Source organism: Sphaerimonospora sp. CA-214678 (assembly GCF_050942215.1).
GTDB lineage: Bacteria > Actinomycetota > Actinomycetes > Streptosporangiales > Streptosporangiaceae > Sphaerimonospora.
Genome location: NZ_CP192056.1, coordinates 6,186,701 through 6,204,603, shown reverse-complemented (window position 1 = coordinate 6,204,603; position 17,903 = coordinate 6,186,701). Strand labels below are relative to the sequence as shown.

General features: G+C 65.9%; 20 protein-coding genes and 1 pseudogene. 12 read left to right on the top strand and 9 right to left on the bottom strand.

Annotated features, from left to right (window positions below; genetic code table 11):
• Positions 1-4 precede the first annotated feature (4 nt).
• The 5 genes from ACQP1K_RS27660 to ACQP1K_RS27640 all read left to right on the top strand — a co-directional run bounded on the left by ACQP1K_RS27660 (position 5) and on the right by ACQP1K_RS27640 (position 3,391).
• Positions 5-1,504, top strand: a complete 1,500-nt coding sequence (locus ACQP1K_RS27660) for an ATP-binding protein (RefSeq protein ID WP_433498609.1) — start codon at positions 5-7, stop codon at positions 1,502-1,504.
• Positions 1,501-2,046: a hypothetical protein gene (locus ACQP1K_RS27655; RefSeq protein ID WP_433498608.1), complete on the top strand. Its 546-nt coding sequence runs from the start codon at positions 1,501-1,503 to the stop codon at positions 2,044-2,046. The genes ACQP1K_RS27660 and ACQP1K_RS27655 overlap by 4 nt, the downstream gene beginning before the upstream one ends.
• A gap of 372 nt (positions 2,047-2,418) precedes the next feature.
• Positions 2,419-2,835, top strand: a complete 417-nt coding sequence (locus ACQP1K_RS27650; protein WP_433501661.1) for an E3 binding domain-containing protein — start codon at positions 2,419-2,421, stop codon at positions 2,833-2,835.
• Positions 2,748-3,089, top strand: coding sequence for a 2-oxo acid dehydrogenase subunit E2 (locus ACQP1K_RS27645; protein ID WP_433501660.1), 342 nt, complete (start codon positions 2,748-2,750; stop codon positions 3,087-3,089). The genes ACQP1K_RS27650 and ACQP1K_RS27645 overlap by 88 nt, the downstream gene beginning before the upstream one ends.
• Positions 3,062-3,391 carry a 2-oxo acid dehydrogenase subunit E2 gene (locus ACQP1K_RS27640; protein WP_433498607.1) on the top strand — a complete coding sequence of 110 codons (330 nt, stop codon included), beginning with the start codon at positions 3,062-3,064 and terminating at the stop codon, positions 3,389-3,391. The genes ACQP1K_RS27645 and ACQP1K_RS27640 overlap by 28 nt, the downstream gene beginning before the upstream one ends.
• A gap of 248 nt (positions 3,392-3,639) precedes the next feature.
• On the opposite strand, the gene ACQP1K_RS27635 is transcribed toward ACQP1K_RS27640, so the two are convergent.
• The 4 genes and pseudogenes from ACQP1K_RS27635 to ACQP1K_RS27620 all read right to left on the bottom strand — a co-directional run bounded on the left by ACQP1K_RS27635 (position 3,640) and on the right by ACQP1K_RS27620 (position 5,268).
• Positions 3,640-4,401 carry a sulfite exporter TauE/SafE family protein gene (locus ACQP1K_RS27635; protein WP_433498606.1) on the bottom strand — a complete coding sequence of 254 codons (762 nt, stop codon included), beginning with the start codon at positions 4,399-4,401 and terminating at the stop codon, positions 3,640-3,642.
• A gap of 115 nt (positions 4,402-4,516) precedes the next feature.
• Entirely contained in the window at positions 4,517-4,711 is a 195-nt protein-coding gene (locus tag ACQP1K_RS27630; RefSeq protein WP_433498605.1) for a UTRA domain-containing protein, read from the bottom strand.
• A 17-nt stretch (positions 4,712-4,728) separates the two neighbouring features.
• A pseudogene (locus tag ACQP1K_RS27625) lies at positions 4,729-4,953 on the bottom strand (UTRA domain-containing protein); the annotation flags it as partial.
• A gap of 132 nt (positions 4,954-5,085) precedes the next feature.
• The gene (locus tag ACQP1K_RS27620; RefSeq protein WP_433498604.1) at positions 5,086-5,268 is read right to left on the bottom strand and encodes a hypothetical protein; all 183 of its coding nucleotides are present in this window, start codon (positions 5,266-5,268) and stop codon (positions 5,086-5,088) included.
• A gap of 259 nt (positions 5,269-5,527) precedes the next feature.
• Here ACQP1K_RS27620 and ACQP1K_RS27615 point away from each other — a divergent pair, with 259 nt between their 5' ends.
• Positions 5,528-6,283 (top strand): TetR/AcrR family transcriptional regulator, encoded by a 756-nt coding sequence (locus ACQP1K_RS27615; RefSeq protein ID WP_433498603.1) that lies wholly within the window; start codon positions 5,528-5,530, stop codon positions 6,281-6,283.
• Between the two features lie 277 nt (positions 6,284-6,560).
• On the top strand, positions 6,561-6,968 hold the full coding sequence (locus ACQP1K_RS27610) for a GNAT family N-acetyltransferase (protein ID WP_433498602.1): 408 nt from the start codon (positions 6,561-6,563) through the stop codon (positions 6,966-6,968).
• Here ACQP1K_RS27610 and ACQP1K_RS27605 read toward each other — a convergent pair.
• Positions 6,902-7,078 (bottom strand): hypothetical protein, encoded by a 177-nt coding sequence (locus tag ACQP1K_RS27605; protein ID WP_433501682.1) that lies wholly within the window; start codon positions 7,076-7,078, stop codon positions 6,902-6,904. The two genes, ACQP1K_RS27610 and ACQP1K_RS27605, sit on opposite strands and share 67 nt — an antisense overlap.
• A gap of 86 nt (positions 7,079-7,164) precedes the next feature.
• Here ACQP1K_RS27605 and ACQP1K_RS27600 point away from each other — a divergent pair, with 86 nt between their 5' ends.
• Positions 7,165-7,926 (top strand): transposase family protein, encoded by a 762-nt coding sequence (locus tag ACQP1K_RS27600; RefSeq protein WP_433498601.1) that lies wholly within the window; start codon positions 7,165-7,167, stop codon positions 7,924-7,926.
• An 86-nt stretch (positions 7,927-8,012) separates the two neighbouring features.
• Here the strand turns inward: ACQP1K_RS27600 and ACQP1K_RS27595 are convergent, their stop codons facing one another.
• A complete protein-coding gene (locus ACQP1K_RS27595; RefSeq protein ID WP_433498600.1) occupies positions 8,013-8,264 on the bottom strand; it encodes a hypothetical protein in 252 nt (83 codons plus the stop codon).
• A gap of 402 nt (positions 8,265-8,666) precedes the next feature.
• Entirely contained in the window at positions 8,667-9,491 is an 825-nt protein-coding gene (locus tag ACQP1K_RS27590; protein WP_433498599.1) for a 2OG-Fe(II) oxygenase, read from the bottom strand.
• Between the two features lie 377 nt (positions 9,492-9,868).
• Here ACQP1K_RS27590 and ACQP1K_RS27585 point away from each other — a divergent pair, with 377 nt between their 5' ends.
• Together ACQP1K_RS27585 and ACQP1K_RS27580 are read left to right on the top strand one after the other, a co-directional pair.
• Positions 9,869-11,236, top strand: a complete 1,368-nt coding sequence (locus ACQP1K_RS27585; protein WP_433498598.1) for a recombinase family protein — start codon at positions 9,869-9,871, stop codon at positions 11,234-11,236.
• Positions 11,237-11,350: 114 nt separating this feature from the next.
• A complete protein-coding gene (locus ACQP1K_RS27580; protein WP_433498597.1) occupies positions 11,351-12,040 on the top strand; it encodes a DUF2637 domain-containing protein in 690 nt (229 codons plus the stop codon).
• 112 nt (positions 12,041-12,152) lie between these two features.
• Here the strand turns inward: ACQP1K_RS27580 and ACQP1K_RS27575 are convergent, their stop codons facing one another.
• On the bottom strand, positions 12,153-13,115 hold the full coding sequence (locus ACQP1K_RS27575) for a hypothetical protein (protein ID WP_433498596.1): 963 nt from the start codon (positions 13,113-13,115) through the stop codon (positions 12,153-12,155).
• A 306-nt stretch (positions 13,116-13,421) separates the two neighbouring features.
• Between ACQP1K_RS27575 and ACQP1K_RS27570 the strand changes: the two genes are divergently transcribed.
• Together ACQP1K_RS27570 and ACQP1K_RS27565 are read left to right on the top strand one after the other, a co-directional pair.
• Entirely contained in the window at positions 13,422-13,634 is a 213-nt protein-coding gene (locus tag ACQP1K_RS27570) for a hypothetical protein (protein ID WP_055480108.1), read from the top strand.
• A 400-nt stretch (positions 13,635-14,034) separates the two neighbouring features.
• The gene (locus ACQP1K_RS27565) at positions 14,035-15,798 is read left to right on the top strand and encodes a GmrSD restriction endonuclease domain-containing protein (protein ID WP_055480107.1); all 1,764 of its coding nucleotides are present in this window, start codon (positions 14,035-14,037) and stop codon (positions 15,796-15,798) included.
• 179 nt (positions 15,799-15,977) lie between these two features.
• Here ACQP1K_RS27565 and ACQP1K_RS27560 read toward each other — a convergent pair whose 3' ends face one another.
• Positions 15,978-17,699, bottom strand: coding sequence for a hypothetical protein (locus ACQP1K_RS27560; RefSeq protein ID WP_433498595.1), 1,722 nt, complete (start codon positions 17,697-17,699; stop codon positions 15,978-15,980).
• Between the last annotated feature and the right edge of the window lie 204 nt (positions 17,700-17,903).

Here is a 17,903-nt window from a genome sequence, read left to right as displayed (position 1 = left end):
TTCTGTGAGGCCCTCTGCGAGGCGAGATCGCGGGGTCGGCTGGCTCTCCGGCTGGGTGCGCGGGCTGCGCCCACGGATGATGATCGTCTGTGTGCTGCTCGCGGTGCTCAGCGCCGTGACCGCCGCCGGGCTGGTGTACCACCAGGCGCGCGACCTCATGCTGACCCGTACGGAGTGGTCGCTCGTCAACGAGTTCCGACTGCGCGTCGCGACACTCACCGAGAACATGCAGCACCCCCCGGACCGGCCGGCGCTGCAACGGATCGCCAACGGCGTCGCACCCTCGTTCCTCGACGCGACCGGGGCCGCCGCTTACCGGGGCGGGGGGCTGGTCGCCTCCGGCGACGACACCGGAGCGATCACTTCAGAGCTGCGCCGTACGGTCCTCGACCGCGATCGCCTCTTCTACCAGCGCATCGTCAGGTCCGGCACGCCGTACCTCGTGGTCGGCACCCCGGTGATGCTCGGCAAGCAGGCTATATCCTCGGGCGTCGAGGTGTACCTCGTGGCCTCCCTCGCCAAGGAGCAGCGGGAGGAGGATCTCCTGGTCACGGCCGCGAGGGACGGGGCGATCCCCGTCGTGATGCTCGCCGTGGCGCTCTCCCTCGTGGCGGCGCGCGGCGTTCTGCGTCCGGTTCGCGATCTCGACCGGGCGGCGCGCAGGCTCGGCGCGGGCGAGCTGGGCACACGTCTGAAGGTGACCGGCGGCGACGAGTTGGCGCGGCTGGTCGGGACCTTCAACGCCACTGCCGCGGCCCTGGAGGCGAACGTCTCGGAACTGCGGAGCATGGAGGTCCAGGCCCGCCGATTCGTCGCCGACGTGTCGCACGAGCTGCGCACCCCGCTGGCGTCCATCCTCGCGATGGCCGATATGTTCGAGGAGGAGGCCGGTCGGCTGGAAGGCGACCTTGAGAAGGCGGCCCGCCTGATGAGCTTCGAAGTCGGCAGGCTGGTGCGGCTCGTCGAGGACCTCATGGAGATCTCCCGCTTCGACGCCGGTGCGGCGAGGCTGGTCCTGGACGATGTCGACGCGGCGGACGCGATCCGCGCCTGCCTGCGGACCCGCGGCTGGACCGGGCAGGTGGGCCTCGATCTGCCCGCGGACATGCGGATCAGGTTGGATCCGCGCCGGTTCGACGTGATCATGGCCAATCTCGTGGGCAACGCCCTTCGCCATGGTGCGCCCCCGGTCACCGTACGGCTCAGCGCCGGGCCCGAGACCCTCGTCATCGAGGTGCGGGACGCGGGTGCAGGGGTGGACCCGGGGATCCTTCCCCATGTCTTCGATCGTTTCTCGAAGGCCGACGAGGCGCGGACCAGGTCGGATGGAAGCGGCCTCGGACTCGCCATCGCCCGCGAGAACGCCCGGCTCCACGGCGGCACGATCGAGGTCGCCAATCCGCCGGAAGGCGGCGCGGTGTTCACCCTCACGCTGCCCCGCCACCCGCGGCTGCCCCAGACCGGTCCCGGTGACACCGCGCCGATCGGGAGGCGCGAGCCGTGATCTTCCGTACCAGCCGTGTGGCCGCCACCCTCGCGATAATCGTCGTGTCGACGGCAGCGGGTTGCGGCATCGCCCCGACCGGCGTCAGGGACGGAGGCGAGCCCGCGGTGGGGTTCCGCCCGAGCACCCGGCTCTACTTCGTGTCGGGCTCGCGGCTCCGGACCGTGACCCGCCCCGTCCCGCCGCTCACCCTGAAGGAGACTCTCGACCTGTTGATGGATGGTCCGAGCGCCGACGAGCGCAAACGAGGGCTGCGCACCGACCTACTCCCCGACGTACACAGACCGCTGAAGGTCAGCGCGGGCCGGGCGAGGGTCCTCATCACGCTCCCGCCGCCCAGGCCGACCCCGGCGGAAGTGCCACAACTCCCCTCCACCGACGTCCCCCGCCCTCGCTTGTCGATGGGCCAGCTCACCTGCACCGCCGCTGGTGCCGTCGCGGCCTGGGAGAACATCGATCCCGACGCGGTCAATGTGGTCTTCAGGACGCCCGGGATCAGCCGGACGGAATCGTTCCACTGCTCGGAGTTCCCCCGAGGTTAGAGCAGGGGCATGACCGCGATCCAGATGGCCGACGTTGGGTAGGCCGCTCGTCGACCGGCTCAAGGGAAGCTCCCTGCACCATCTCAAGGAACTGCGTCCGGGATCGCGGGGCGTCGGAGATCAGGATCACCTTCGCCTTCGATCCCACTCGGGTGGCGTTGCTGTTGCTGGGTGGCGAATATGAGTGAGCTTGGTGTTCGAGGGGGGCGAACCAATCGCACATCCCTTCGCCCTCGCCACTCGTGGCCGTAGCACTCTGGAATGGACCCACCGCAGCACTTTGATCCGGCCCCACCAGGGGCGGTCATGGCGGGGGTTGTAGCACTCTGATTTGGCCCCACCTGCTTGTTGCAGAGGAATCTGCCGGGGCGGGTGTGGGTAAGACGGCCTCTTGCGTCTTCTGATACGGATCGTGTTCGTCTGACTACGCTTGGGGCCGCGGGGGGGGTCCACCGGCGGCGAACCCAGTACACGGATCTTCGCCAGCCCCCTGCCTGCCGCCTCGCCAAGCAGGAGCGGCTTCCGCTGGAGGAACTGCACGGTACCGGGCCGGGCGGCCGGATCATCCGCCGCGACGTGGAGACCGCGATAGCCCGGCTGGCCGGCACGGCAGCGCGCCCGCTCACGCCCGAACCGCGTGTGATCGCAGCACCGAGGGAAACTCAGTCCGCCTACACCGAAACCCCGCATTCCCGAATGCGATCGGCGATCGCGTCTCGGCTCACCGAGAGGAAGCGGACAAGCCGCACTACTACCTGCGCGGTAGCTGTCAGGTCGACAAGCTGCTGAAACTACGGGCCGAGCTCAACGCCGACAGCCCAGTGAAGATCTCCGTCAACGACCTGATCATCAAGGCCGCCGCCCGCGTGCACATCCTGGTCCCGGCGGCCAACGTGATCTGGACTCCCACCGCGATCCGGTCATTCACCACTGCGGACATCTCCGTCGCGATCGCCACCGACAGCGGGTTGGTCGTCCCGGTACTCCGTTCGGTGGAAGGTATGCCGTCTCCGCTGTGGCTGCCCGTGTCCAGGACCTCGTGACCAGGGCCAGAGCGGGCCGTCTGCGCCCGGAAGAGCTCGATGGGGGCACTCTCACCGTCAGCAACCTGGGCATGTACGGCACCGAAGCGTTCGCCGCCATCATCAACCCACCGCAGTCGGCGATCCTCGCCGTCGGCACCGCCAAACAGCAGCCGGTCATCCGCGACGGCAAGCTGAAGGCGGGGACAGTGATGCGCGTGACCCTCTCAGTCGATCACCGCCCCATTGACGGTGCACTCGCCGCCGAGTGGCTGCGTGTATTCATCTCCTCGGTCGAGAACCCGCTTCAGATCCTGGCGTAAGTGTGGCTTCACTCAGCTCAGTTCTCTTCCGATGCTACGCACCTCGGCAGCCGGAGCCTGGGGGGAGCGTGGCGACCTATTGGGTGGCCCCGACGCGTGGAGAGTCGACACATAACCCCAGGACGTCAGTGCAGACGACTACGGACATCGACACCGGGGCATTGTTCAGAGGCGACCGCACATGAAACAGCCGTGATTGCCGTGGTGCGGGGTACTGCCATGCCGAGGGCGATCACGATTGCATCGCGTCAGCCGTGCAGGGCCAGGTAGGGGGCCAGTGCGAGCAGTGTGACGATGAGCCCGTACTTGAGCCGTCGGGTCGGCAGGGCATGGGCGATCTTCCAGCCGAGGAGCACGCCGGCGAGTTCGGGGACGCCGATGAGGGCGGCCAGTGGCCAGTCGACCGCGCCGTGCGCCAGATAGCCGAGCGTCCCCACCGCGGCGATGACGATCGACTGGACTTGCGCCGACGCGAGGGATTCCAGCACGGGGACGCCGAGAGTGATCAGCAGGGGCACGGTCAGCATCGGTCCCCCGATGCCGATGACACCGGCGGCGACGGCCACCGCGAAGCCGAGTCCGGCCACCAGCGGCTCCGCTGGGGCCGCTCCGGCAACAGGGCGGTGCCGCTCGCGATGCCAGACCAGCGTGGCCACCAGGACCAGGAGCAGCCCGAGTGTCAGCCCGAACGCCCGTATGGACACCATGGTGTTGATCAGCACACCCATCGGAGTGCCGATCACCGCGGTGCCGGCCAGGATCAGCGCCGTACGGCGGGTCCCGTGCTCGCGGAGCTGTCCCGACCGGGTGTACGCGGCCGTGGCGAGCAAGCCGGTGGCGACATGGGTGACGATGGCGGTGCCGGCCACTTCTGCCGGGGACAGGCCGGTCAGGGCGAACAGCCCGATCGTGGGCAGGACGCCACCGGGGCCGAGCGCGGTGATGCCGATCCCTCCGACGAAGCCGAACAGTCCCAGCAGCACTAGCAGCGCAAGCGACAGGTCCTCCATCACCGCCCCCCATACGGCGGGATCGCGGCGTATCCAGGCAGGCAGAAAAACATGGTTTACCTTCGGGTGAGAGGGAACGCCGGGCGGACCCGCCCGGCGGCTGAGACGTGGAGGGTCAGCCGGCCGCCGGCGGCCGACCGCGGTACACGGTGGCGCACAACGTCAGCCGGTCGGCTCGGACGCGGATCGACTCGACGTCGACAGGGCGTCCGTCGGACAGAAAGGTGAGCCGTTCGATCGCGAACACCGCCGCCCCGACCGGGATGTCCAGCAGCGCCGCGGTGCCGGGATCAGCGGCGACCGCGTGCACGGCCCCTCGGCACGGCCGAGCAGGAGGCCGCTGGTCTCCTCGATCAGCGCGAACACATCCCGGCCGGCGAGGTCGCCGCCCAGGACCGCCTGTCCCACATCGGCGGTGAGATACGACGTGTCCACCGACAACGGTAGCCCGTCCAGCCTGCGCAACCGTTCGATGTGGACGGCCGCCGCCCCTGGAAGCAGGTTCAACCGCTCGGCGATCGCTGCCGGAGGGTCGGCCACGACCTCGGCCATCCGGACCTCGTTGGTGACCGTGCCGCATCCGGTCAGGGCCTCGGCCAGCCCCTCCAACCGGTTCAGGCCGGTAATCGCAGATAGCCAGCCACTATCTGCGACCGCACTCAGACTTCTCGAAGGCCGATGATCTCATCGGTCGTTCAGGCGGACGGTGACGGTGACGCGGCCCTTCTCGTCACGTCCGGCGACCGCGTGCCCGGTGCGGTCAACCCCGTCTAGCTGCAGTGATATCGGACCGCCCTCGGCCAGGAAGTTACGCCACCACGTTTTGGCGTCGGGGAACCGAACGCCGATCGTGACGGTGTTGTCCACGCGCCGGAAGGCGACGGGGGTGCTGAATGTACGCCCCGAGCGGCGTCCCGCGTAGGTGACGACCGTCAGGCGCCTGCTGATCGGCCGGCCCCACCGAGGAGAGGAACGCAACCTCAGGACGCAGGAGTTGAAGCGGCTGATCGCTCGCTTTGGGAGTGGTCCCCGGTATCGCACAGAACCTCCTCGCGACGGGTGTCTGATGCCGCCAACGTAACCCTATAAGTGGAGAGGCTTATCCACTTGACCTAAAGTGAGAAACATGAGCGCCGAGGCATCTCGTATGCCGGCCGCCTCCGACGCGGTTGTCGGATTGCGCGCCGACGCGCGGCAGAACCGCGACCGCATCGTCGAGGTCGCCCGCGAACTGTTCGCCGCCCGCGGGCTCGACGTGCCGATGGCCGTGATCGCCCGGCATGCCCGCGTAGGGGTCGCGACGCTCTACCGCCGTTTCCCCACGAAGGAATCACTGGTCGCCGAGGTGTTCGTCGATCAGTTCACAGCGTGCGTGTCGGTCTTGGACGATGCGCTGGCCGATCCGGATCCGTGGCGCGGATTCTGCACGGTCATCGAGAAGGTGTGCGCCATGCAGGCCGTCGACCGTGGCTTCAGCGCGGCCTTCGTCCGAGCGTTTCCCGGAGCGGTCGACACCGAGCGGGAATACGACCGTGCCCTCCAGGGCTTCGCCGAGCTGACGCGACGTGCCAAGGCGGCCGGGCGACTGCGTGCCGACTTCGCACAGGACGACCTCCTCTTGCTGCTCATGGCCAACGGTGGCCTCGTCGCCGGATCCACCGAAGCCGCCTTGGCCGCGTCTCGGCGGCTCGTCGCCTACCTGCTCGGCGCCTTCCGCGCCGAGGAGGCCGAACCCCTCCCACCACCCGTCCGGCTCAACCTGCATGACATCTTGAACCCATCGGCTCCCACCGTCCCGTCCGCATCGCGGACCGGCAGTGGACCGGCAGGGCATGGGGGAACCGGCTACCCCACAGACCACGGCAGGCCGGGAAAGCGCTGACCGCTTCCCGGCTGTCGTGATCGGGCGTTCGCCACAGCCCTGGGTTCCGGCATCGCGTGAACCGTCGTGACCACCAAGGGTGCTGTAGCTCGCCGAAAATCGGTCGCTTACGTTCTGGGGGGCAGATCTGGTGGAGGTCGCTAATTAAGTAGTCGGTGTTCTTCCTAGCACGGCACATTCAGTCACTCTCCGTGACCATTGAGGGTAGAGGAGGCTCCGTGACTTCCGACACTCGGAAGAGCGTCTCCCGCCTTGATCAATCTCAAGCCAGTATGGGGTGGTGCCTCTTTCCATCTTCCCTGCCATCCCTGCTGGTCATAGCAGCAAGAACGCCCAACCGGTTCTCGAGGCCGGAGGGCTGACCTTAAGGTCGTGGTTTCCCGAGGACGCCCCCGCTGTACTCCGAGCGTTCACGAACCCTGCCATCCAGCACTGGCACCGGCGGATCAAAGCGCTGGCCTGGATCGACCAATGTCATGATCGTCGGCATGCCGAAAAGGCTGTCTCCTGGGCCATCACCCGGGCAGCCGAAGTAGTGGGACGCCTCTCGCTGAGCACCATCAACCTCTTCGAGGGTGTCGCACAAATCACTTACTGGATCTTGCCGGTAGCCCGCAGTCAGGGCGTTGCCCAGGGCTCCGGCACGGGACGGGCTTGGTGGGCCGGCAGACTGGTGATCGCGTAGACGGTCACGGTCCGCCATCTCGCGCCCACGCCGAGGCCGCGGACCTGGCGTTTGATCTGAATGGCCTGCAGGGCGTAAGGGAACAGCAGCCGGGTGGCGACGCTGACCACCTTGGTCGTGCGGCGCTCCTCGCGGCCGTGACCAAAGCTCCTGGAAGATACACGTCGACCAAGATCGTGTATCGCCAGGAGCTTCTGTGCTGTTCTACCGTGCCGCCCTGCCGTTGTCACATCGCACCCTGAATTACGTGGCCGGCGTGATCCGCCGTCATCGGGCGGCTATCGGCTCGCGCTGGCGCAGGTTCAACACCGGCCAGCAGGCCCTGCTCGTGCTGGTCCATCTACGCAAAGGCGAAACGTACGCAGAGGTCGCCACCGGATTCGGCATCGGCCTGACCACCGCCTGGCGGTACATCACCGAGACAGCTGCCCTGCTCGCACGGCGCGCCCCTAAGCTCGACCAGGCGTTACGCGCAGTCAAAAAGGCCGGCCATCCCTACCTGGTGCTGGACGGGACGTTGATCCGCATCGACCGAGTCGCCGCCGACCGGCCGTACTACTCGGGAAAGAACCGGTGCCACGGGATGAACATCCAGGTCCTGGCCGCCCCGGACGGCGCGATCGTGTGGACGTCGGGATCGCTGCCGGGTTCGGTGCACGACCTGACCGCGGCCCGGATCTGGGGGATCATCCGCCGTCTCGGGGCTGCCGGCCTGGTCACGCTCGCGGACAAGGGGTACGTCGGCGCTGGTGAGCCGGTCCGGGTGCCCTACAAGGGGCGGGGGAAGCCGGTCGGGCAGAAGGTCGCCAACTCCGCCCATGCCAAGCTGCGTGGTCCCGGCGAGCGGGCGAATGCGCAGTTGAAGGACTGGCGGATCCTTCGAAAGCTCCGATGCTGCCCGAAACGTGCAGGTCAACTGGTCAAAGGCATCCATGTCCTACAGGCACGGGAAGGATGATGGAAAATGCTCCCTGTGTCGCCCGCGCAGCACCCTGTACTCGGGCCTTGTGATGAAGCGAACCATCGCCACCCGAAGTGGATCGATCAGCGCGAGGTCGGGCCGCAGCCGGGCGGCCTCGGCAACTGTGGAGCTGGCACGAGCCGACACCGGCGACGCGCTTCGCTCCCGGCGGCCGTCAACGCCGCGCACAGCCGGGGGAGACCCGTGTGCCATTCCAGCCGCTCCGGGACATGGCCGTAGCCTCCCACTCGCCATGCGGCGGACCAGTCGTGCAGCAGGCCGGCGATCCAGGTGTCGCCGTAGTGCGCGGTCAGGGCGGCGAGCGCCGGGGGCATGGTCAGGAATCAGTCGCTCCAGCGGGAACGGACGCAGGAGTATGGCCGCCGTCTCCGTTTCGTCCAGCCCCTTAACGGTTTCCAGCGCCCTGCCGAGGAGTTCGCTTCGTGGAGCGGAACGGACCGAGGCGTTCCAGAACGGCTCCAGTGACCGCGCCGCCTCGCGGGCCTTGGTGACCTCTCCGGCATGGACCATTTCGCTGAGTGCGTCAATTGCCCAGGCCGAGGACGCCTGGGCTCGCCTGGCGAAGTCGCGGCTTTGGGGCCAGATGACCAGTGCCGCCCGCCGGTACCAGCGGTCCAGGGTGTTGCCGTAGTTGCCCATGTAGCCCTCGTACTAGGAGGTGTGGGGTGTGAGGTCGGCCGTCGGGGTCGTCGCGGTCACCTCCGCGTCGCTGATGGTCAGCGAGATCTCCTCAGGCTGTCCTCCTGGCTGACCCAGCGGGCGAGGGTCATGGAGGAGCCGATCAGGTCCTGAAGGAGGTACTGCCCGTCGTCGGCGCTGTCGGAGTCGTCCTCCGCGTCGTCGTCATAGTCGTCATCGTCGTCGTCGTACCAGAAATCCTCGTCATCGGAGCCATAGGCGTCCCAGGTTTCCTGAATCTCCGCGAGGGCCAGCGTTATCTCACAGTCCGCCAGGTTTGCTGCGGCCCGCAGCAGCGCGGCCCGGGCGGCGTCGGAGCCCTTCAGCCGGGTCAACCCCCGGGCGGTGTACTCGTGATCGAGCAGGTACGCCAGCCGGATCGGCGGGTCGGCCTGGCCTCTTCCGTAGGAGAGGGTGATCGGGGTGGCGAAGTGCTCGTCGAGACAGGCCGCGAGCTCACCTGTCAGCGTGTCCTGGGCTGCGGCGCCGCTGCCTACGGTCAGGAGCAGGTTGTAGGCGAGGGTGATCCGGTTTCCCGCTGTCACGGGGAGGACTTGGTGGTGGCAATCGGCGTAGAAGGCGACCAGTGAGACCGCGACCTTCGATCCGCGGTATTCCTTCCGCCGGCCGCGGTGCTCGATGACGAGCTCGCCGCCGGTGTGGTCGGATGGCAGCGTCACCACCAAGGTGGCGACCATGGAGTCGTCCTTCTCGGAGTCTTGGTGGGTGACGAAGAACTGGCCGGTTTCGTACAGGAGCATGGAGTGCAGGTCTGCCGTGAGCTCGCAATGGGATGGCAGTCCCAGTTCGTCGCGCATCACCTGTAGGACGGCCCCGAACCGGGCGGTCCACTCTATGCGCACCAGCTCCGTGGGGATCTCTCAGGTGTCACGGACCTCCGGGTCGGTCAGGGTCTGCTCGCCGCGCCCGAACCGTGCCCGGCGGCCGAGCCCGCGCAGCCGGGCGGACTGCTCCTCGGACACGGGAAGCGAAGCGGACCGACTCCGTCGACCGTCACCGACAGATCGGTCATGAAGAGCTTCTAGTAGACGCTCCACGCGGGCTGTTGCTCCAGTTCCCCTGGCTTGCCGAGCAGCTCGGCCAGTCGCTCGCGGGCCGTACCCGGCACGGAACACCACTCGCTCTCACGCGAAACCCCTAAATTACCGGGCTCACGGCGCACCGACGGACGAAATCAGGCGTCATGAGCGAAAGGAAAACTCTCAGAAGGGACAAGGGCATGACCGCGACCCAGACCGAACTGCAGCTCGACACCTGGATCGGGCAGGCTCGCCGGGGAACCCGGAGACGCCCGGTCAAGCGCCGTGAGGCGGCGCCGGGGTTGCGTTTCGCGTTCTATGGCCGGACGTCGACGGAACGGTTTCAGGACCGGCGGACCTCGCACGGCTGGCAGCGGGAGGTGGCTGCGGAGCTGGTGTCGGGGCACGGGCGGATCGTGCGGGAGTTCTTCGACGTCGGGGTGTCCCGGAGGGTGCCATGGCAGGACCGTCCGAAGGCGGTGGAGCTGTTGGAGCTCATCAGCGGGCCGGATCGCCCGTTCGACGCGATCGTGGTCGGCGAGTACGAGCGGGCGTTCTTCGCCGAACAGCTCAACGAGTTGCTGCCGTGGCTGGAAGAGCGCGGGGTGCAGGTGTGGCTGCCCGAGGCGGCCGGCGCGGTCGAGATGGGCAGCCCGACCCACCAGGCGTTGATGACCGTGCTCGGCGCACAGGCACAGCGCGAGGTGGTGCGGGCACGCCACCGGGTGCTGGCCGCGATGCGGGTGCAAGCTGCCGTGCAGGGCCGGTACATGGGCGGTCGTCCGCCGTACGGGTATCGGCTGGCGGACGCCGGCCCGCATCCGAACCAGGCGCATGCCCGCTGGGGGCGCCGGTTGCACCGACTGGAACCGGACCCGGCCACTGCCGCCGTCGTCAGGTGGATCTTCGCGGTGCGGCGGGCCGGGTGGAGCATCGCGGCGATCGCCCGGCAGTTGAACGAACGGCGCATCCCGTGTCCGTCTCGAGTGGACAGGGCCCGGAACCCGCACAGGTCGGGAGAGGGCTGGACGGGACGCACCATCGCGTCGATGCTGGAGAATCCCCGCTACACCGGCCGCCAGGTGTGGAACCGGCAGCGCACCGACCATGATCCTCACTCGGTGAGCGGCCGATCCTGGAATGACCACTCCGACTGGGTCATTTCGGACGGTCAGGTGCATCCACCCCTGGTCAGCGAGGCCGACTTCGTGGCCGTGCAGGCCGTACGCGCCGCGCGGGCGACTGCGGACGGCGACTTTCGCCGCTACCGGCTGTCCGGGCTGGTCATCTGCGGGTTGTGCGGGCGGCGCATGGACGCGCACTGGGCCAACCAACGGCCCGGCTATCGGTGCCGGCACGGCCACACTAGCGCCAAGACCCGGACATCTGATCAGCCCAGGAACCTGTACATCCGCGAGGACCGGCTCCTCGACATCCTCTCCGCCCGCCTGAACCTGACCGACCACGAGAGGATTAGCCCATACCTGAAGGCCAGCAAGATTGTGATCGTCTGCGGTCCCGGCGTGATGGACATTCGTCCGGTCGAAAGCACAAAGCCCGGTCCGTAGGCCGGGCTTCAAACCCATGGGGTAGTTGCGTGTCCGAGGGGAGACACGCTCGATACGTACATACCCTTCGCGGCGTCCACCACACTCATTCTCCCTGGTCGGGAGGGCTGAGCCTTGGTCGGACCACACGACACTCGCACGGTACGCCGCATCCAACGTACGACAATTGCAGGTGTTTTTCTACTGGCAGCGATTGCTGCTGTCGTCTCGTTCCGTCACATGCACGAGCTCTGCCTGCGTCACGGTGAGGACCACCTGGCAGCGGTACTGATCCCGCTCGCCGTCGACGGCCTGATCGTCGTCGCCTCGATGTCCATCCTCCTTGCTAACCGGCATGGCTCCCGCGGCGGTCTCCTGGCCTGGAGCCTCCTCGTGGTCGGCAGCCTCGCCAGCCTCGGCGCGAACGTCGCCGTCGCCGAGCCCAGCCTGATCGGCCGCATCATCGCGGCGTGGCCTTCGCTGGCTCTGATCGGCAGTTACGAACTCCTGATGTCCCAGATCCGCCGCTGCGCGGGAGCACGGGCAGAGGCTCAAGACCTTCCGGTTCTCAGCCCTGATCCTGCCGCCGACGCGGAAGCTGACCCCGTGGAGCCACAAGAGGATCAGGAGGAAGACACCGACTTGCCCGCTGAGCACGACGGGAACGGCCGGGTGCTGCAGAGAGAGGCCTGGCGGTGGGCACAGCAGAACCGCCATGCCGACGGCGACCTCCCCAGCGGTGTCGCCATCGCCCGTGCCTTCGCCCGCAGCCCCCGCTGGGGTCGTCTCGTGAAGAAAGCCGGCCTTGCTGGCGAGCTGAGTTGACGTCGACAATGAGGAAAGGCGAAGCGTAGATTGCCGCCTGTTCCAGCCCCCCACATTGCCGACAGAAGGCATCGATCTATCCCTCGTCGATGCCTATCTGGACAGGTTGCTGCTACTCAGGCGTGCGGAACGTCATGAACGCGCTCATGAACGGAGGGAACGCCCACGGCTGCTCGAGGTTCTCCACCTCAGCGTCAGGGATCTCTGCCAAGACCCGCCGCAGTGCCTCTCGCTGGAACAGCAGCATCAGCGCATCGAGCGCGGTCTTCCCCGGGCTCTGCTCAGCGCTGTCGAGTGCCGTGATGAGTAAAACCCGGGCGGGCGCGCACATAGTTTGGGTCCACTCGCTCAGCGCCTCTGCAGACTCGCGTGCGGCCAGAGCAGCTTCGACGCGATCGCATAGATCGACTGCCCACGTGGGCATATAGGAGGCAATCCGCCATGCCTGCAGAAGATCGGGCAGGGGCGTCGCCCATGCGAGTTCACGGATGACCTCCTCCAAGCTGCCGGTAGGTACGAAGGCGAGACCACCTTCCGGTGTCAGCAGTCGTTCCGCCTCCTGCTCGCTGCCCGGCCAGCCGAGTTCCAAGTCCTCGGCAGTTGGTGCCGGCACCCCCAGCGGGGCCAGGCTCCGACCCAGTGTTCCCAGGTACCTCACGTCCACGGTGTCGGCCCCCTCGATCGCCGCCATCGTGCTGCCGTGCGCCCAGTCCCGCCGCGTCACGGGTTCCGTCTGAGCAGGTGGGGCCTGCCGCCCGAACTGGGCGAGAACGGCCCGCGTTATGTCGGCGACGCTGGTTCCCGCATCCTCCAGTACGGTCGCGAGAGCGGCGTCGATGCGTCGAATCCGGGCTGGTACGGGATCGCTACGCCCACGCTTGGCGGCATTGGCATCCGCGACATTCACCGAAGAACCCTCGGGCGGGATATCGTCCGGCGAAGGAATCCTGACGGCCTCGGCGAACACCTTCCGAACGGTCGCTTCCGGTACAGGCAGGCCCTCGCCGAACGCTATGAGCGCCAGATCACCGGGCCGTTTGCCCGGGCCTGCGTGCTGGCCGAGCCACACCACCATCTCCTTCGCCTGGTCGGTCGGAGCGGAGGTGCTGCCCCGACCTCGGCCAAGCGTTCGCACGTGATTGGGTGGCAGGAGGCTGTTGGCTCGCCAGCGCTCAATTTGACGAGCTGAGACGGTGACCCCCTGAGCGGCGGCGTGTTGGATCAGCGCGTGGTCGGCAGGGGAGGGCGGAGTTCGAGGCATCCTGCCACTGTAGGGATGGAACCCCCCGAGCTTGGCAGGAACAACGGGAACTGCTGGTGCTCCCCTTGAGGTCTGGAGCCGCCAACTGGAAGGCGGCCTCAAGTGAAACGGAGACACCCCATGTCCCTGCTCACCCCGGGCAATCACCGCCGCAACTTCATCTCGTGGCCGATGGCGATTATCGCTGTCGTAGAGACGCTGCCGCTGCTGTTGCTGATCGTCTTCCTGTCCCCAGCGCTACTGGTCGGCCCACTCCTTCCGAGAAGACAGAAGTTCACGCTGCGGCTCGTGGCGACCGTGAAGAAATGGAACCACCGCCCGCCGCAGATCTGACAGGTTGTGCCGCTGCCGTCTCCGCGGGACCAACCTCCTCGTATCCGAGCGCGAAGGTGGCTCGGGATGCGAACTGTGACCGAGTTCAACGACGATCGCGAGTTACGCGGGGCACCAAAGCTGGGTGCCTCGCGGCACTCGCTTGATCATTAGCATGTGACCCACATAGTTTCGCGGGGAGGCAAGCAAGCGCCACCTTTGATCGGCAGTAGAGGCTGGCCATCCCGAGGAGGTCCAAGGAGGCGAGGGCCAGCCGACAGGTGATCAGGACGTTGTGGTGGTCTATACGGTGATTCCATCCCTTGAACAGCGAATACTACGGATCGCCCCCGCGGCGTCACCGGAGCCTGTCAGACTGTGGCCGGATGGTCATGGTCAGCAGAGATGGAGCCTGCACGGCATGAGCGTGGAGACTTTCGGCATCGAGAAGAAGTTCCTGCAGGAACTCCTGCGCCAGGTCCGTGACGGAAGGGTCCAGTTGCCTGAGTTCCAGCGTGGCTGGGTCTGGCCGGAGCGCAACATCACCGCCCTGCTGTCCTCAATCTCGCTCGGCTATCCGGTGGGCACGCTGATGATGCTCAGGACCGGAGGTACGGCGCGCTTCAAGCAACGTGCCGTCGAAGGAGTCGAACTTTCGCCGGCCGTCACCGCGGACAGGCTCCTGCTGGATGGCCAGCAGCGGCTGACGTCGCTGTTCCAGGCGCTGATGCTCGGCGAAGCGGTCTCTACCCCCGACGGTGACTCCGGCGGCTGGTTCTACGTCGACATCCGGATGGCCCTCGACGAGACCGTCGACCGTGAGGAGGCGTTTCGCTTCGTTCCCGCGGATCGCGTCGTCCGCAGCGGCTTCGGCAAACAGATTGAACTGGACCTGTCGAGCCCGGCAAAGGAGTACGAGGCCGGTCTGTTCCCCCTAAAAAAGGTCTTCGACCCCGACGAGTGGGCGGAGGGCTTCGAGGAGCACCACGACTACGACAAGGACGTTCGCAAGCTCTGGAATACGTTCAACCGTACCTTCATCAAGCGTTTCGAGCAGTACCTGATGCCAGTGATCGAGCTGGCCGCCTCCACTCCTCGTGAGGCGGTCTGCCAGGTGTTCGAGAAGGTGAACACCGGCGGTGTGACCCTGACCGTTTTCGAACTGCTCACCGCGACCTACGCGGCGGACGAGTTCGACCTGCGGCAGGATTGGCGGGAAAGGAGGAGTGCCTGGGATGATCCCGCCCTCCAGGTGCTCTCGACGGTGTCGGAGACTGATTTCCTGCAGGCCGTCACATTGCTGGCGACATACGAGCGCAAGCTGAATCATGCTGGAGCCGACAGCGACAGGGCGTCGAGAGTCGGTTGCCGCCGTACCGAAATGCTTCGGCTCCCGCTCCAGGACTACGTCCGCTTCGCTCCAGAAGCGGTCACCGGGTTGTTGGAGGCCGCCCGGTTCCTACATCGCCAATACATTTTCGACGTGAAATACCTGCCGTACGGCACGCAGCTCATTCCTCTGGCGGCGATCCTCGCGGCCTTAGGGCAGGAGGCGGAGCCGTATGAGGCTCAGCGGAAGATCGCACGTTGGTTCTGGTGCGGTGTGTTCGGGGAACTCTACAGCGGCACGACCGAGACCCGTTTCGCCCGGGACCTGCCCGAGGTCGTTGACTGGGTCCGCGGCACCGGCGAGGAGCCCAGAACCGTTATCGAAGCGCAGTTCGCCCCCAGTCGGCTACGGACGCTCCGCACCCGCAACAGCGCCGCCTACAAGGGTCTGCAGGCCCTGCTGATGGCCGACGGCGCGAAGGACTGGCTGACCGGCAACATGATCAATGCGGCCGTCTACTTCGACGACAACATCGATCTGCACCACATTTTCCCCAGAGCTTGGTGCGTTAGGACTGGCCTCCCGCGTGGTGACTATGAATCGATCGTCAACAAGACCCCTCTTGCTGCCCGCACCAACCGTGTGCTGGGCGGAGCAGCTCCCTCGCAGTATCTGAATCGCTTGGTCCGTGAGACGAAGATCAGCCGAGGCTCCCTGATGAGCCTGATCGAGACCCACTTCGTGAACGCCGGCACCTTGACCCTCGACGACTTCAAGCGGTTCTACGCCTACCGCGAGGCCGCCCTGCTGTCCCGTATCTCGGACGCCATCGGCAAACCCATCCGCACGGAGTAACCGTTTCTCGCCCTCTCCGGTTGGCTGCCGTAGGGTTGAGTGCTTCTGGCCGCAGACGGAAGCGTGCATCCCGATCCTGTAGAGGGGATCCCGGGGGCCGACCGCTACGCCGACCTTCTTCTGAGGAGTTGTGCCACTTTTGCAACGGAGTGGACGGTCTGTTGGGCTGGCGGGGTGCCTTAAGCCGCCGACTCCGTTCCGGCTGCGGGTTCGACCAGTTCGGGTAGGCCCCAAGGTGTGGGAACCACAGGGATATGGTCACCAGGCCATTTGGCTGGGATGAAGGCATGAAAGTGTTCTTCTCCCTCGGGCCGGAGCTTGAGGACACAGCCTTCTGCCGACCCGGCATCAAGCGCCTCCAGGACTTGGCCCGCGTTCACTGCGATGACACGGGTGTGGAACAACGTCACATCGCCGATCAGGAGTTCATGGCCAGCAATCTCCACCGTGCACACGGATAGATCCAAACGAAGGCACTGGGGGTTCCCCGAGAGGATGAGGCGCAGCTCTTCGCTTTCAGAACCGCTGAGGGTGGCCGTCAAGAGCCGTGCTGTCGGGTGAACGGCGCACTTGCCCTCCATCAGGAGCCTCACCATGCGTAGAGCTGCTCGTTCAACGCCGGGCAATTCGGCAGGCACTGGAAAGAAGATGTCGCAATGTCGTTGGACAATGTCCAGATCCTCAGCCAGCTGTTCGCACCGGCGGACCTCGCCCAGGTGGGCGCGCACCTCAGCGGAGTGGTCCTGCGCAGTGAAGCCGACCACTCCCAGGCGCTGGCCGTTGAGATATATCTCTCCCGTGCACGTCTTGTGTAGTTGCTTGATGAGCCGCATTGAGCGGAGTAAATCCGACGGACTGGTCTCGGCCGTGTTGTATGCGTATGAGAGCGTGGTCGGTTGTTCCTCGTTGTGGGGAAACATGAAGACCAACTCAGCAACGTTGTAGAAGGTGGCCTTGAGAGAGCGCCCCTCATAACCGGTGCTGCCATGCTGCACCTTCGCGTGGTGCGAGGCTAGAGTACGGCCGTTATTGTCCAGGATTCTGAGCTCCATGCGGACGTCTTGGTCGCTTGGTAGCATATGCGGGAGCAGCTCTACGTGAACGTGCTCTACCGTCTCACTCAGCCATTCGGGACCCTCGATAGTAAGTCGCTCAACGATCTCCGCTGGCAACACAACCTTCTCATCGGTTCCGTAACCGAGGGTCCGTCGTATTTGTTTGCTGAGCTCTGAGTCCTCGCTGAGAGAGTGTTCTAGAGTGATATGGATGGGGCTTGTCTGGTGTGCGCGTGGATGTTTGGCGCGGAGGATGCGAACGACTTGATTACCGTACCGAGCGAAGTCAAAAGTCCAATCCCTATCGCACTTGTCTACGACGTTGCCGAGGCTGAGGACGCGGTCGTCTAGGTCGCGAACGCCGCCCAAGAGGATCGCCTTCTCCTGGTTGAAGATCTTGGCGTCTTCCTTCAGGTGGTCGCGCTGGTAGTAGCCTTCCAGATCGGGAAGGTCGATCATCTGTGAGTCGAGTTCCACGCGGCCTATTACCGACAGTCGCACTTCATGACCGGTTGCCAGTCCGTTGACGAACTCGCGCTCGTTGGGGCTGAGGTTGCAGGGGACTACCAGAGTCCACTCGTACGGGTTGTGCTCCATGGCTCGCACGAAGGAGTCTTTAATCTGGCGCCGTCTGGTCCGGTTCTCTTTAGGGAAGCCTTCGGGGAAGAACTTGAGTTGAAAGATCCGGACACGGGAACCTTGAGTGACCACGATGTCGCGTCCACCGTCGCCGCCCCGTCCATCCACAACTTCAACAGTGGCAGTTCCGGAGTACATGCGATGGATCATGGATTCCACTATGCGGTCGAAGCGCTTCTGGTCCAGGAACTTCCACTCGATCGCCATGGCTACCTTCCCGTAGGCGTGTTCGGAATAGTATTCCGAACCAGGAACAGGTCTGCATCCCGAAAGTCTGAGATGTTGCCCTGGTCTTGGGGCAGATGAGCGCTTGGGACGATGTGCCCCGAGAAGAGTTCACAAGAGCTGATGTCACGCCCGCCGTACCCGCCGGAGCTCTGGTGCCAGATGATGGAACTGGTCTGCACTGGA

Coding starts and splice junctions, on each gene's coding strand:
- ACQP1K_RS27575 (WP_433498596.1), bottom strand. CDS start 13,115: ATGGTGGTGTGGCTCGGCCAGCACGCAGGCCCGGGCAAACGGCCCGGT.
- ACQP1K_RS27595 (WP_433498600.1), bottom strand. CDS start 8,264: ATGCCCCCGGCGCTCGCCGCCCTGACCGCGCACTACGGCGACACCTGG.
- ACQP1K_RS27565 (WP_055480107.1), top strand. CDS start 14,035: ATGAGCGTGGAGACTTTCGGCATCGAGAAGAAGTTCCTGCAGGAACTC.
- ACQP1K_RS27570 (WP_055480108.1), top strand. CDS start 13,422: ATGTCCCTGCTCACCCCGGGCAATCACCGCCGCAACTTCATCTCGTGG.
- ACQP1K_RS27615 (WP_433498603.1), top strand. CDS start 5,528: ATGAGCGCCGAGGCATCTCGTATGCCGGCCGCCTCCGACGCGGTTGTC.
- ACQP1K_RS27585 (WP_433498598.1), top strand. CDS start 9,869: ATGACCGCGACCCAGACCGAACTGCAGCTCGACACCTGGATCGGGCAG.
- ACQP1K_RS27560 (WP_433498595.1), bottom strand. CDS start 17,699: ATGGCGATCGAGTGGAAGTTCCTGGACCAGAAGCGCTTCGACCGCATA.
- ACQP1K_RS27635 (WP_433498606.1), bottom strand. CDS start 4,401: ATGGAGGACCTGTCGCTTGCGCTGCTAGTGCTGCTGGGACTGTTCGGC.